General features: G+C 29.9%; 12 protein-coding genes. 2 read left to right on the top strand and 10 right to left on the bottom strand.

Annotation, left to right across the window (positions count from 1 at the left end; translation table 11 throughout):
- Window positions 1–11: 11 nt before the first annotated feature.
- Complete coding sequence (locus tag DMR38_RS03755) at window positions 12–1790, bottom strand: ComEC/Rec2 family competence protein (protein WP_127720058.1); 1779 nt, start codon at window positions 1788–1790, stop codon at window positions 12–14.
- A 91-nt stretch (window positions 1791–1881) separates the two neighbouring features.
- Entirely contained in the window at window positions 1882–4470 is a 2589-nt protein-coding gene (locus DMR38_RS03750; RefSeq protein ID WP_127720057.1) for a cation-transporting P-type ATPase, read from the bottom strand.
- Window positions 4471–4688: 218 nt separating this feature from the next.
- On the opposite strand from DMR38_RS03750, the gene DMR38_RS03745 reads away from it, so the two are divergent.
- Window positions 4689–5465, top strand: coding sequence for a sulfite exporter TauE/SafE family protein (locus DMR38_RS03745; protein WP_243124431.1), 777 nt, complete (start codon window positions 4689–4691; stop codon window positions 5463–5465).
- Between the two features lie 64 nt (window positions 5466–5529).
- On the opposite strand, the gene DMR38_RS03740 is transcribed toward DMR38_RS03745, so the two are convergent.
- The 7 genes from DMR38_RS03740 to hcp form a co-directional block, all read right to left on the bottom strand.
- Window positions 5530–6636, bottom strand: coding sequence for a hypothetical protein (locus tag DMR38_RS03740; RefSeq protein WP_127720055.1), 1107 nt, complete (start codon window positions 6634–6636; stop codon window positions 5530–5532).
- A gap of 26 nt (window positions 6637–6662) precedes the next feature.
- Window positions 6663–8111, bottom strand: coding sequence for a HAMP domain-containing sensor histidine kinase (locus tag DMR38_RS03735; RefSeq protein ID WP_127720054.1), 1449 nt, complete (start codon window positions 8109–8111; stop codon window positions 6663–6665).
- Between the two features lie 164 nt (window positions 8112–8275).
- Entirely contained in the window at window positions 8276–9292 is a 1017-nt protein-coding gene (locus DMR38_RS03730) for a DUF1835 domain-containing protein (RefSeq protein WP_127720053.1), read from the bottom strand.
- Window positions 9285–9584 (bottom strand): 50S ribosomal protein L7/L12, encoded by a 300-nt coding sequence (locus tag DMR38_RS03725; RefSeq protein WP_127720052.1) that lies wholly within the window; start codon window positions 9582–9584, stop codon window positions 9285–9287. The genes DMR38_RS03730 and DMR38_RS03725 overlap by 8 nt, the downstream gene beginning before the upstream one ends.
- Window positions 9574–10611, bottom strand: a complete 1038-nt coding sequence (locus tag DMR38_RS03720) for a DUF1835 domain-containing protein (protein WP_127720051.1) — start codon at window positions 10609–10611, stop codon at window positions 9574–9576. Before DMR38_RS03720 ends, DMR38_RS03725 begins: the two co-directional genes overlap by 11 nt.
- A gap of 55 nt (window positions 10612–10666) precedes the next feature.
- Complete coding sequence (locus DMR38_RS03715) at window positions 10667–11374, bottom strand: response regulator transcription factor (RefSeq protein ID WP_127720050.1); 708 nt, start codon at window positions 11372–11374, stop codon at window positions 10667–10669.
- A 403-nt stretch (window positions 11375–11777) separates the two neighbouring features.
- Entirely contained in the window at window positions 11778–13343 is a 1566-nt protein-coding gene (gene hcp, locus DMR38_RS03710; RefSeq protein WP_127720049.1) for a hydroxylamine reductase, read from the bottom strand.
- A 107-nt stretch (window positions 13344–13450) separates the two neighbouring features.
- Here hcp and DMR38_RS03705 point away from each other — a divergent pair, with 107 nt between their 5' ends.
- Window positions 13451–14143, top strand: a complete 693-nt coding sequence (locus DMR38_RS03705; protein ID WP_127720048.1) for a Crp/Fnr family transcriptional regulator — start codon at window positions 13451–13453, stop codon at window positions 14141–14143.
- A 223-nt stretch (window positions 14144–14366) separates the two neighbouring features.
- Here DMR38_RS03705 and DMR38_RS03700 read toward each other — a convergent pair whose 3' ends face one another.
- A complete protein-coding gene (locus tag DMR38_RS03700; protein ID WP_127720047.1) occupies window positions 14367–15593 on the bottom strand; it encodes an IS256 family transposase in 1227 nt (408 codons plus the stop codon).
- Window positions 15594–15679 lie beyond the last annotated feature (86 nt).

Below are 15679 nucleotides of genomic sequence, written 5' to 3'. Positions count from 1 at the left end.
TCACTTCCATTTTAATCGCATATTGTAGGTATTTTAAAAATCATATTAAATATTATAACATAAGAAGTACTGCCTTCTAGTGGATTCTCATACTTTTTAGTTGAATTTTTATTTTTAGATTTAATTCTAGGAATAAATATGCACTTGTTTCTATTAAAAACTTCAGTATCATTTTTATTTCCATCATCAAATAAAATTTGGATTTCCTTATTTTTTACATGAAGTTTGGAATTTATATCATCATCTATCTTTAAATAGGAACTACTATTTATTATATAGGTAAAGTTTTTTATGGGGTTGGTTATTACTTTTCCTATATACTGATCGTCTTTTATATTTGTTATCCAACTGGAATGGAAGTCATCATAGCTGCATATCATAACTTTATCTATTCCATGTTTTATAATTGCGGCCTTTCCATTGTCATTATTTATGAAAGTTATATTCATAAATGGTGCATAAACTCCTAAAAACGCTAAAATAAGACATACTATTGGAACATATTTTAATTTTTTATGTCCCTTTTTATACATTAGGAAGCTTACAAATACTGCAATAAATGCAAGTCCGTCTATATACTTTAAATATATAATTTCAGGACATAGTTTCAAAACAGCCATGTTGGCACCATCTATGGCAGTAAAAATAACTTCCATAGCTTTACACAATAATTTAAATAAAGGTTCTACAAAGCATATACAAAGTGCAGCATTTCCTAAAACAACTATAATTGAAAAAAGGGGAAGCAAAAATAAATTTCCAAGCATAAATCCCCAGCTAAAATTTTGAATTGTAAATGCAATATAGGGTAGAGTAAATATTTGAGAACTAAAAGTTAAACTCATGCTAGAGGCCAATTTTTGTGGAAGCATAAAAAGTTTTCTATAAATTTTCCTATTGTACAGAAGTATTCCAAGAGTTGCTAAAAAAGAAAGGTCAAATCCTAAATCCACTACATAATATGGTCTTACAGCTATTAAAAGCAGAGCTGACAAGCTGAGAGAAGATATGCTGTCATATTCTTTAAACAATATTTTTGACAATTTAAATAAAAGTATCATTATAAATGATCTCATAGTTGCAGCTGCCATACCCGTAAAAAATACATAAAGTGCTGATACAATCACAGCTATTTTAAGTCCTACTATACTCTCCAATACCTGATATATTATGGCCATATGAAAACCTGATACACTTACTGCGTGAATTACTCCAAGTTTTTGAAACTTCTGCATTTCATCTTGACTAATATATGAAGTTTCACCATAGCATAATGCCATAACAAGAGCTGCTCTTTCTTCACCTATTACTTTTTTAAATTTTTCATATATATTTCTTTTAAATTTATATATGGAATATATAAAATCTTGTTTTCCAGTCTCATATTTTTCTATATAGTAAGTACCTATTATACCTTTTTGTGCATTTAATTCTCTTTTAAAATTGCCATATACCTTTATATTTTCTCCTTCCTTTAACTTATCCAATTTATTTTCCAAAATAATTTTTCTTCCTCTACAATCTCCTATAAAATAGTAGTTTTTCTTTTCCACTACCCTAATTTGAGAAGGATTTTGAAGCCGTATATTAAAATACATATTGAAACTTGCCACTCCAAAAATAAAAAAAATAGCATTTAAAATACAAAATTTAATTTTTAAGGTATAAAACATTGTTATAAAAAAAGAAGCTGCTATTGCTGCAGCTATAAAAACATTATCTAAAAATACTAAAGCAGATAAAGACCCTAACGCCAAGGAGATAGAGTAAAACACCAATGGTCTTTTCATATCTTCCTTAACCTATTGTAGTAATAATCATAACATAATAAAGTCAAAAAATCCACCTCCTGTTACTTTATATTATCCAAAAAATAACAGGTTAAACATACTCATTTTTACTAAATTTGTAGACCATACAAAATATAAACCAAATGACAGTGCCAATTAAAAATATCTTCCAGTAATTTATGTCAAATAAAATTTGAAAGTTTCCTAAAACTAATATACCAATCAACTGAACAATAACATTTATAATTACAATTGCATTTGAATATAGATTATTGAAGAATTTTTCATTTGAAAAGCTGTATACAAACAACACAGCACAGGTATTTAGTAACGAAATAGAAGTAAATAGCGGAAATTTATTTTTTTGTATATTAGCAAAGTAGAAAACTCCAAATGCTAAAACCCCCATTAAAAATCCTCCAAAAACAATAAAACTCACGTTTTCTTTAATTATATCTTTATCAATAGTATACGTATCATAGTCTCCTTCTTCTTCCTTGTACTGATACATAAGAGCTAGGGATGATAAAAACACAAGTACGCTGTTGAAGCAGAGTGACTCCACAATCATATTATTCGGAATATTAAGGTCGAATAGCAAACTTATCATCAAAAACACAAAAAAACCAGTACTACAACTTATGATATAAACAATCATTTTTTTAATCATATGCATAATTTTTCTTGAATCTTCTATGGTATCTATAATACTCATAAAATCCATGTTTTCTGTAAATATATCACATAATTTTTTTACTATGTTGCTTTTAGTATTAGTTATTCCAACATTAGACATTTTAAGTGCAGGCAAATCCGTTAGCTTCCATCCAGTTATAGCAGTTATATATCCATAACTTTTTAAAGTCTTAACTATCTTTACTTTATGCTTAGAATTTATCATAGAAAAAATACTAACTTTTCCTCCTATGCGTTCAAATTCTTCATCTTTCATATTATCTATCTCCACACCAGAAATTATTTGTGAAAGCCTAGATACAAAATTTAGCTTTTTTCCTACAGATAAAGCTGTAAGTTTGTTATCTTCTGTGATTATAATAGGTTTAATGGAAAGTGAAAGAGCCTTCTTTATAGAATTTACTGCATTTTCCTTGAGCATATTATCAAACCCAATTAACCCCACAAAAACTAAATTACTCTCAATATTTTCTTTAGGACTTGGTTCATAGTTGAAATTTCTATAGGCAAATGCTACCACATAAAGGCAATCATTAGCCATACTAATATCTGCATCTTTTATAGCTTTTATATCTTCTTCTGTTATCTCAACTTCTACACCATTTTTCATCATATGTGTACATCTATCTACAATAGAATCAGTTGCTCCCTTTACATGAGCTCTATATTTGTCATCCATTCTATTTACAGTTGTCATTATACGTCTTTCACTATCAAATAAAATTTGAAATATTCTCTTATGTCTTCTGTCTAAATCTTTCTTATCCATTCCATTTTGTTGGCAAAATTTTATAAGAGCCTGTTCTACTAAATGTTCTCTAGAATTTTCTATGTTGCCATTTATAGACTTAACATCATTGCATAGAAGACCTATATGCATCATTCTATACAAACTTTCATGTATGCCATCCTCTAAAGATTCCTCACTAATATCAATAAATCCAGTACTTCCATAAGCTTTTACAATATCCATTTTATTTTTAGAAAAAGCCCCAACTTTATCTGTACAGACAGTTGATATTTCTGAAAGTTTTTCTACGCTAGATAAATCTTTAAAATTTATATTCCTTTTTTCCAGATTTTTAAATAAAATAATTCCCATAAGTAAAATTATTACTGAGAATGTCTGAGGCAAGGAGAGTAAATATACATTTGCCACTCTCCTTAAGCTATAATAAATTTCGTGATGAAATATGTAATTAGATATTCCTCCAGCAATTAAAAGGCCAAAAATTAAAATTTTACTAAATGTATTAAAAATCTTATTGAGCCTAAAACCAAAAGATTTCCTGTCCGCTTCTTCTTTCAGTAAAAGTTTTACCATATTAGCTACTTGAGTATCCATTCCCACAGCTATAACTATCCCTGTACCATCTCCTGAAACAACGGAAGATGATTTAAATAGTATATTTTTCATATCCGAAAGTGTCAGTTCATTATCACCTATTTTAGATTCATATTTTTCCGATATAAAGCTTTCTCCTGTAACGGAGCATTCATCTATTTTTAAATCATTGCTTTCTATAATTCTCATATCAGCTGGTATTAATTGGCCCTGTTCAACTATAACTATATCTCCTACTACCAATTCTTCAAAAGGTATCCTCATAGTTCTTCCTTCTCTTATTACCCTGGCTGTTCCAAAATTTAATTTCCTCAGCTCTTTAAAATTTCTCTCTTCCTTATATTGTTCTAATGCTACAGCAAAAATATTTAAAAATATTATAACCAGAGACAAAGATGTCTGTATAAACATACCTAAACAGAAAAATATGGCAGTGCATAAAATTAAAGATATAACCCATATTTCCTTAAACTGCACCATAGTAAGATGAAACAAACTTTTACTATCCGGCATAACAATGTGATTTTTCCCATACTTTTCTCTAAGAGGGCTAATTTGATCTTCATCAAGTCCATAGTATGTGTTACTATTTAATTCCTTTACTATTTCACTCCAGGAGCGTTTGTACCACTCAATCATATATTAACACCTTCCGTTTCTAGGTCTAAAACTATTAGCAATTTATACTTAAGGCATTTTCAAAGAAATAACTAGTCAGTATGCTAGCCTATTTTCTTTCAAATGCCTAATATAATTATCATCTTTTTAATAATCGTTTAGTTATATTACATACTTTAATATTACGTCTAAAATATGGTATAATGCAAACATTATGTTAAGTTTTTTGAATATTTACTTTGAAAGAAGGAATGACGTTGGCAGTACAGATAATACTTGTAATGTTCATAGTTGGAATTACACTTGGATTTGTAGGGGCAGGTGGTTCTGGATTTATAATATCCATTTTGACTGTAATTTTTGGATTTACCATTCATGTGTCCCTTGGGACTGCTTTAGCTGCAATGATTTTTTCATCTATATCTGGAGCTTTTAGCCACTATAGAGAAGGTGACGCTGTACTAAAAGTGGGACTTGCCGTAGGAATTTTCGGAGCTATTGGCTCTTGGACTAGCTCTAATTTCTCTGCAATTATACCTGCTAGTGAATTAAAATGGATGACTTCAGGAATGTTATATTTGTCAGCCTTAATTTTATGGATTCGTATGTTTATTATAGAAAAGAGACATTCTTCTGAAGATAAAAATTCTTTACCTAATGGCATGAGTTTCTGGATACGTGCCTGTGGAATAGGACTTGTTACAGGGTCCATTTCAGGTTTGTTTGGCATAGGGTCCGCTTGTTTTATACAAATCGGATTGATGTTTATTCTACGTATGTCAGTACGTCAATCTGTAGGTACTACTATGATGGTAATTATACCTATTGCTCTAGCTGGAGGAGCAGGATATTATCACTTAGGGTATTTAGACATGCATCTCCTCATTGAAGTAGTAGTAGGTACAATAACAGGTTCCTATATAGGTGCTAAATTTACAAAAAGAGTACCTATACCAATATTAAAGGTTGCAATGCTTTTAGTTCCTATTACAGCCGCCACCTTACTCATAATTTAAATTTCTTACAAGTCATTGAAATAGAGACAAGGGGTATAATTTATCCCTTGTCTCTGTTTATTTTTTACTTGGAATGCTCCAAGCTCTCTACTATTTTCTTTGCCTGCTCCATCTTCATAGAAGGATCTTGTATGAGCATATCATAATTAAAGCCATCTTCACTCCATGATATACTTTTTATAGTATCCTCCATAGAAGTTCCCTTTTTACCTCTTATAGTAATATCTTTTTCTCCATCAAGTTTTAAATCATCTTTTTTAGAGGGTATTTTGTTATCATTAAAAATGATAGTTGTAAGAACTAAGGCTTCTGCTCCATTTTTTTCATAGGTCTGATTTATCTCTTTGTGCTTAACTGCCTTGGCATCCAAGTAGGTAATACTTTTCAATTTATATCCGGACTTTTCATTTAAAGTTAGTATAGGTTTTCCTGCTATCTTTTCTGCTTGCTTCATATCAATTTTATTTTGATTAACTTTTTCATCAATCTGTTCTATCTTAACATCAGAAGGGAGCTTTTGGGTAAATAAGCTATTATCAAACTTAGGTGAAAAATCAAGCTTTGTATACTCCATACTTGATTTGGTATTAGCATTTTCCGACGTATTTTTTACCAAAAACCAATTGTCCTTATCTATCCAAAAATTAACTTCTCCTATTAAACTCTTTTCATGTTTTGGTTTAGCAAATATGTGGTAAGTTTTAAATCCATTTACAGTCTCCTCACCTTTATAAATCAAAGTATGAGTTTTCGATATTGCATTAAGTTCCCTCATAAGTTGAGATTTATAATCAACACTGTTGTCAGTCAAATCGCCATCTGTTTTCATAGTCATTGCCTTTTTTTCTTTTTCCATGTATATGAGCATTTTGCCTCCATCACTTGTAGATACCATTTTACCTGATTCGTTGTCAACTTCTATACGTCTTCTTATTTTATTGTTTGAATTGTCTGTCCATTCCTTTATAGTACCATTCATAACCGCCTTGCCATTTTCATAATTCTCCATCTTTGCCTCTCCGTAATAGGATTTAGGCTTTTCATAGGCAGTCACAGCCTTACTTATAACATCTCCTGGTATTATAGTATCCTTTTTTAGTCCATCACATCCACTAAATATACCTACTGTTAATATTCCCATAGTCAACATTGCTATAATTTTCTTTTTCATAATAGATTTCTCCCTTCAATATCTATTTAATTTTTAATCATAGGTATAGCACATATAAAAACAGTACTGCTTTCTTCTGAAAATACTTTTACTTCACCACCATGTTTTTGTATTACAAGTTGTACAATACTTAATCCAAGCCCTACACCTTTCCACATATTTTTAGTTCTAGAGTCATCACTTTGATAAAATGGCATAAATACTTTTTCCTTTTCCTTATCTTTAATTCCACTTCCTTCATTTTTGATTAAAATAAAGAGTCTTTTTTCTTTCCAGATTTTTATCTCCTTTTTGAAATTAATTTCAAGCCAATTAGGAAGTTCCTTATCAGGTGAAAATGCTCCCATATATATGGCTCCTCCTTCTTTTGTATATCTAAGTGCATTTGCCATTAAGTTATCTATTACCCTTGTCATTTGTCTCACATCTACATTGTACTTACCATTTACTTCTATATTTAAAGTAAGTTTTATTTTCTTTTTTTCACAGGGCTTGTCATACCCTGAAAAGAGCATTTCAAATAATTCTGATCCTTCAAGTTCCACAAACTTCATTTTATAATCTGTTGTAAGAAGATTGTACATCATTAGATCGTCTATCATATTTTTCATATAATCACTTTTGTGAAGTATAATAGAAACTTTATTTTTTAAATCTTTCATATCCAGATCTTCTTCACATTCCATTGACTCTGCATAAGCTCTTATTGCAGTAAGTGGCGTTTTTAAATCATGGGATATTGCAGATATCATGTACTCCTTAGATTTTTGCTGAAGTTCTATGGTTTTTCTTTTCTCTTCAATATCATTTTTCATATTATTAAAGCGGTTTATAAGTTCTCCTATTTCATCACTACATTTGTAATCTAAATTATCTTCATCCCCAACAGCAAATTTGTTCATGCCTTCTATTAAAAGTTTGATAGGCTTATTAAATTTTTTATTTAAAAGAATTACTACTAATGCGAATACAATTAAAACCATAAATATGAAACATAAAATAACTAAAACAGTCCTATAATTTACAGCTTGAATAAAGTCATCTCTTGTCATAACTATTTTATAAAAACCAACTAATATGTTATCTTTAAATACAGGCATTTTCAAGGTATTAGCTTTAGTCCCTGTTTGTATTTTATATAGATCAGAATAAAGTTCACTTTTGTCAATATAGCCTAACATGTTATCATCTGAGGAATATATCTGCTGACCCATTGCATTGTATACTTCTATTGCGGCAGAACTCTTATCTTTATCCATTACAAATTTTTTATTTACTAAAGAGCTGCCATCGTATATATTAGGATCATCAAGTACTTTCTCGTATGCCTTAAATTTGCTCATGGTAGATATATAATTCATAACCTGTGTATTTTTATTGTAACTATTTATAATTACAAACAAGATTAAAGCTAAAATTATAGGTGTCAGCATAACTGCTAAATGAGATAATATAAGCCACTTTTTTAATTTCATATCTTTCTCCTAACCTGTACAATATCATTATACAAATACTTTTTATTTCTTTGTAAAACTTAATAATTTCTTTATAATTAAGAAAAAAGCCATATCACCCTGCAAAAATACACATTTTGATACAACTTTTTATATTTTGTTAAAAGCTGGTTAGTAACTCAATTTTACTTTAAATTTTTAACTTGTCCTATAGTTAAACCTGTTTTTTCTGCTATAATTTTTACATTCAACACATCTTTCAATTTCTTTGCTATATTTACTTTCTCTTCTAATCTACCTTCTTCTATATATTGATTTATTGTATATTCTTCCATATCTAAAGGTTTTTCATTACTTTTCCAAACATTCTCAGCCTTTGAATCAGTACTTAAATACTTTAATCCGTTCTCTGCTATCCTTATTTCCATTTTTCTCATAATACCAAATTTGCCTCTGTAATCAATTTTACCGTACTTAACTAATTCTTTCACTCTCCAGAATATATACTCATCAGAAATTTCTACCTCACTATTTCCCATTACCGATCCTACAATTCTAGCTGATTTTCTAAATTCCTTTGGGGTATATTTTAATATATCTATATCAAAATAATTTTTATCTTCACTTCTTATTTTTTTATTTTTCAAAACACGCAGCACAGAATTATCTTTTTTTAATAATTCCCATGCACTTAGTAATTCTTCATATTTATTTGAATCCAGTTTTTGCTTTACTTCAGCATATTTCTTTATATCTTCTGGATTAATTTGTCCAGCACTCCTAACAAAATACACACTATCCTTATGTTTAACAATTGTATCTGTTACATTTATTAAGTATACATTCAATTTTCTATCCTTTAAAAGTTCCAAAGCATATAACATTCCACAGATTTCTTGCCCAGAACCATACCATAAATATAAAATATCACTATTCCCCACTCTAGAAATTTCATCGTGAAATGTATTATAATTTTCTTTTAAATCCTCCACGCCATAATTAGCAAAATACTCATCTTCATCAACAGTACTCCACCAATTAATTCTCTCTTCAATGTCTACTTCATCTTTTATAGGTCCATGTGAAAGATCATCAGAAAGAACTATTACTTTTTGATTTTCTGGCAGTTCACCCATCTTAATGGCAATTTTAAATATTGCTCCTGTACATTCTGAAAAACACATATTGATTATATTATTCATACTTATCTTGCTCCTTATTTAGTTCTTCCTTTAACCTATCAATATATTCCTTAGCTTCAACTAACCCACATCCTGTAGACTCTCTATACAATCTAATTGCTTTAATTCTTTCATTCTCTAAAATAAGCTTTTTTAATTCATCCTTTAATGTGTCAAATGCTCCTATTTTTCTAGCAATCCTATTCAAAGTTGCATTCATTCTCATATTTTCACTTCGTATTTGGCTTATATCAGTAACTATCCATATTATAAATCCTGCTGCTGCAAGTATCAGAATAATCTTATAATCCATAATTTTCCTCCAAGCTTTTAACTTGTTCTATACTTAAACCTGTTTTTTCTGCTATAGTTTTATCATCTAAAACATCTTTTAATTTTTTTGCCATATCTATTCTTTCTTTCATTATACCTTGCTGTCTATATTTGTTTCTAATCTCTTCTTCCTCTTCTGATTCTTTTCTATCCTCTTCCCAAATCCTCATGGCATCTTTGTCACTATCTAAATATTTTAATCCTTCTTCAGTTATTTTTATTTTCATTCCTATAACTTCAAATTTACCATTATGTTCTATTTTCCCTGTTTTTATTAATTCTTTTATTCTCCAAAATATATACTCATCCGAAATTCTTTCTTCACTTTTGCCTAATACATCTCCTATTGTTCTTATGAGATTTCTAAATTCTTTTGGGGTATATTTTAGTATATCTATGTCAAAATAATTTTCATCTACACTTTCTAACTTTCCATCTTTAATAACACGTAATATGGAGTTATCTTTTTTTAGTAATTCCCATTTATCAAGAAGCTCTCTATATTCATTTAAATTCAACTTTCTTTTAGCTGCTGCATACTTTTCTATATTTTCTGGTATAATTTCTCCAGTAGACATTGCTTTAAATTCAATTTTTTTACGTTTAATAACTGTGTCTTTTACATTTATTAAATATATATCTAAATTTCTATCCTTTAAAATATCTAAAGCATATAACATTCCACAAAACTCTCTACTAGATCCATACCATAAATATAAAATATCACTAGCATCTACTTTAGAAATTTCACCATGAAATGTACTATAATTTTCTTTTAAATCATCTATATCATAATCAACAACTGGTTTAAATTGATTTTCTCTCATAAAAGTATTATACCAATTGATTCTTTTCTCAATATTTATTCCATCTTTTATAGATCCCTGTGAAAGATCATCAAGGAAAAATATTACCTCTTGATTACCTTGAAGTATTTTAGTACTAATAGCATGCTTAAAACTTCCTTCTGCACTTTCTGAAAAACATATGTTAATTATCTTGTTCATAGTTATCCTCCTACTGATTTTTTACTTTTAAAGCTGTAATTATATACTTATATCTCTATACAATTTTTTCTCCTATAAACTTATAGCCTACCCCCCATACAGTTTTTATAAAAGTAGGATTTTTACTACTATCTCCTATTTTTTCTCTAAGTTCTTTTATGTGTACAGTTACAGTATTGTTACCCTCAACATCCATACTTTCCCATATATGATGATATAATTCTTCTTTTGAAAACACTTTGTTTGGGTTTTGTGCCATAAGACTTAAAAGTTCAAATTCTTTTATAGTCATTTGAATTTCTTTTTCATTTACAGTAACCTTTTTTTCCTCAGGTATTATAATAAGTCTATTTTTAAATTTTAATATTCCATTTGTAGTAGATTCTCTATCTACCTTTTTATACCTTCTTAAATGCGCTTGAATTCTTGCGGAAACTTCAAGCAAACTAAAAGGTTTTGTTATATAATCATCTGCACCAAGCTTTAATCCCTTTACTTTATCCATATCTGTTTGCTTCGCACTTACTATCATCACAGGTATATCTTCATTTATCCATCTTATATTCTTACAAAGAGTAAAACCATCCATTTCGGGAAGCATTATATCTATCATTACAAGTGCAAATTCATATGTCTTAAAGTCTTCTAGCCCCTCTTTGCCACTTGATGCCCAATTAACTTCATACCCTTCCTTTTCAAGGTGCTCCTTTAATATGTTTGCAATTGCCTCATCGTCTTCAACTATCAATAGTCTTTCACCCATTAATAAAACCTCCATATCTAACTTCTAAAATTATAACATGAATTTTCCATATTTACATTGTATATATTTTTTCTTTACACTTTAAGGTTTCATCAAACAAGCATCCTGATGCAGGTTGTAAAATACAAATATATGTTTTATAACTTAAAAATCAACTTATACATAGAAATATTTTTACAATAAATAAGCACATTTAAATATTTTGTATATAAGTCTTAGTGGAAAATTTATAAAAAAACTTAGGACTTTTGAATTGTTTGAGGTACGAGTTTTCAAAAGTCCTTAGGTTTTTATAAATTTTCTGCTTAGACTTATCAAAATATTTAACCGTGCTTGTGTTTGTAAAAAATATTCGGAGCATAAGTTGATTTTTTGTTTAGAACCCCTATATAGAAAGTCTATCTTATTTCAATATAGCTTTCAAATCATCATCTACTGTTGTAGTAGGCTTTATGCTAAATTTATCAACTAAAACATTCAACACATTTGATGAGAAAAATGCCGGAATAGAAGGTCCTACATAAATATTTTTGATTCCAAGGGACAATAAAGTAAGCAATATACATACAGCTTTTTGTTCATACCATGACAGTACTAGTGTAAGAGGTAAATCATTTACTCCACATTTAAATACATTTGCAAGTGCTAAAGCAATCTGTATAGCAGAATAAGCATCATTACACTGGCCAACATCAATAATACGTGGAATACCTTGAATATCTCCTAAATCCAAATCATTAAAACGATATTTGCCACAGGCAAGAGTTAATATAAGACTATCTTTTGGCGCTTTTTTCACAAATTCAGTATAATAGTTTCTTCCAGGTTTTGCTCCATCACAGCCTCCTACCAGGAATATGTGCTTGATTCCTCCATTTTTAATTGTTTCTACTATTTTATCTGCCACACCAAGCACTGCATCATGGGCAAATCCAGTTGTGAGAACACTTCCACCATTTATACCTGTAAAATTCTTATCTTCAGTATATCCACCAAGTTCAAGTGCTTTATTTATGATTTCACTAAAATCTTTTCTTCCATTTTCATCTGCCGTAATATGTTTAAGTCCAGGGAATTTTACAACATCTGTAGTAAATATTCTATCTGAATAATTTTCCTTTGGAGGTACAAGACAATTAGTTGTAAACAATATAGGGGCAGGAATATTGTCAAACTCTTTTCTCTGGTTCTGCCATGCAGTACCAAAGTTTCCCTTTAAATGTTTATATTTTTTAAGCTCAGGATATCCATGTGCAGGTAGCATTTCTCCATGAGTGTATATATTTATCCCTTTCCCATCTGTCTGTTCAAGGAGCATCTTTAAATCATATAAGTCATGACCTGTAATAACTATAAATGGACCTTTTTCAACATTTGTAGTCACTTTTACAGGAGTTGGTTGTCCATAAGCAGATGTATTAGCTTCATCTAATAATGCCATACACTTTAAGTTGACACCGCCAAATTCCATTAAAATATTTAACCACTCTTCTACTGAATGCGTTCCCCCAACTGCTCTCATACCTTTATAGAACCAATCCATAACTTCTTCGTCTTTTTTACCAAGCTTATAGGCATGATATGCATACGCTGCCATACCACGAATTCCAAAAATAAGTGTAGATCGAAGGGATACAATATCAGTATCTCCATCCCAAAGTACATCAAAATGAAACTTGCTATCAGCTTCAAATTTTTCACTTTGTACTTCTACGGTATTTATAATTTGATCAATCCTTGATACATCAAAATTTACATTAGTAACAGTTGAAAACAAACCTTCCATCATAACTTCATCTGCAACTTTATCTCTATTTTTTCCTTCAGCAGCATAGGCAAGTTCTATAAGTTTGCATGTAAGCTTATCCTGTTTATTTGCAACATCAGGCTGCTTGCCACATGCTCCTACTTTTGTACATCCACTTCCGCAAGCAGTTTGCTCACATTGAAAACAAAACATATTATCCATATTTACACCCCATAACCTTATTATTTTTTAATTGCTTTTATGAGATGAGTATAATATAATAATGGTAATAAATCGGTATCCTCTGTTACCAAATTAAAGGTGATTATATGTTTGAAAAATATGTAGAGATATTATCAAAAATTAGCCTATTTCAAGATATTACCAAAGAAGATATTACTGTCATGCTAAATTGCATTAAACCTAAAATCAGTCAATTTAAGAAAAATGATTTGATTGCTATAAGTGGAGATAAATTTAAAAGCGTTGGAATTATAATAGCTGGGAAAGCTGTTGTAGTAAAGGAAAATGCTGCAGGAAACAGAATGTTTATGACAAATTTGAATCCAGGAGACATGTTTGGCGAAATGGCCGTTTTTTCAGGGAAATCTGTACTTCCTGCTACCGTTGAAGCTCAAGATAAGTGTACAGTTCTATTTTTACCTGGCGAAAAAATTATAGGTGAATGTAAAAACATGTGCCCATGGCATCGTACACTTATCCGTAATATGTTTAAAATTATATCCAATAGGGCGCTAGTGCTAAACAAACATGTAGAATATTTAAATATCAAAAACTTGAGAGGTAAAATAAGTACCTTTTTAATAGAACAATATAAAAAATCAGGAAAAAGTACTTTCAAACTTCCCTTAAAGCGAAATGAATTAGCTGAATTTTTAAATGTTTCAAGGCCTTCCCTTTCACGGGAAATGTGTCATATGAGAGATGAGGGACTTATTGATTTTAACAGATCATCTTTTCATATTAAGGATATTGAAGGATTGAAAAATATATCAGAGTAAACATAAAGTCTATAAGTAAAAAAGGGAGCATCCATAGATTTGTGTAAAATAGAATAGACGGGATAAAATTTATTTGGAAATTACTATAGGATTAAATTCCTGTAGTAATTTTTATTTTTTAGGAAATAACTAATAATAGTGTGATTTAGCTTTCTAATAATAGTATTGTTAGCAATAATACTATTATTATTCATCTTTATACAAAATAGTACAGGCTTTATCTTTATATATATGGCTCTATTCTATCTTTAAACATTATGGTTAATTGAGCCAGTGTATTTGCCCAGTTTGAAGAAGGTGCCGTCCATTTAAGCATTATCTGCTCGGTTGCCAGGTATAGAGCTTTTAGAAGGGAATCGTCTGTAGGAAATACCGTCCTTACCTTAGTGAATTTCCTAAGTTGTCTGTTGAAACCTTCCAGAGCATTAGTTGTATATATTATTTTTCTTATATCTTGAGGGAAATCAAAATATGTAGATAGATTTTCCCAGTTATTTTGCCATGACTGTATAACTATAGGATACTTATCTCCCCATTTATCATTCAGTGATTGTAATGCCTGACTTGCCATTGTTTCATTAACTGCCTTATATACTTCTTTTAAATCCTTCATAAAAGCCTTAACATTCTTTGAAGGTATATATTTTATAGAATTTCTTATCTGGTGTATTATACAATTCTGTATGTTAACTTCAGGAAAAACTACTTTGATTGCATCTGGAAGCCCTTTAAGTCCGTCCATACAGGCTATTAAAATATCTTTAACACCCCTGTTTTTAAGATCATTGCATACAGATAACCAGTATTTTGCTCCTTCCTGTTCGCCAACCCATATTCCAAGTATGTCTTTATGGCCTTTTACATCAAGTGCCATACAAACATAGGCAGCTTTATTTACAATTCTATGTTCATCTCTGACTTTAAAATACAAGGCATCCATATATACTATAGGATACATTGGATCAAGAGCTCTATTTTGCCATGCTAGGGCTGTATCCATAACCTTATCTGTAATTTTGGATATCATTGCAGGGGATATATCTACTCCGTAAAGTTCATCTATCTCTGATTTTATATCATCTACAGACATACCACGTGCATATAAACCTATAACTTTCTTATCAAGTTCGTTGCAAACAGTTTCATATTTCTTGACTATCTTAGGTTCGAACTCAGACTTTCTATCCCTTGGTACATCTACTTTAACCGGGCCAAAACTGGTCCTAATATTTTTAGAACTATATCCATTTCTATAGTTTTTATCTTCGTCAGACAGCCTTGTATATTTTTCTCTTCCGAGGTGTTCTTCCATTTCTGCTTCTAAAAACTGCTGTATTATGCCTCCAAATAACCTTTGCATAAGTCCATTTTTACCTACTAAGTCCTCCATACTATTACACTTCTTTAATTCCTTTTTTAAATCAATGTCTGGTACTTCCAGTATATTCATATTTAGATCTCCTCTCAAAAATTATTTATACTTATTATTACCACTATTACCAGTTCTACATACATAAAAAGAACATACCTAGATTT

The sequence above is a fragment of the Clostridium sp. AWRP genome (assembly GCF_004006395.2).
In the GTDB taxonomy this organism is placed as follows: Bacteria; Bacillota; Clostridia; order Clostridiales; family Clostridiaceae; genus Clostridium_B.
Note: the sequence above shows the minus strand (reverse complement) of the source record. Positions and strands in the feature narration are given on the sequence as shown.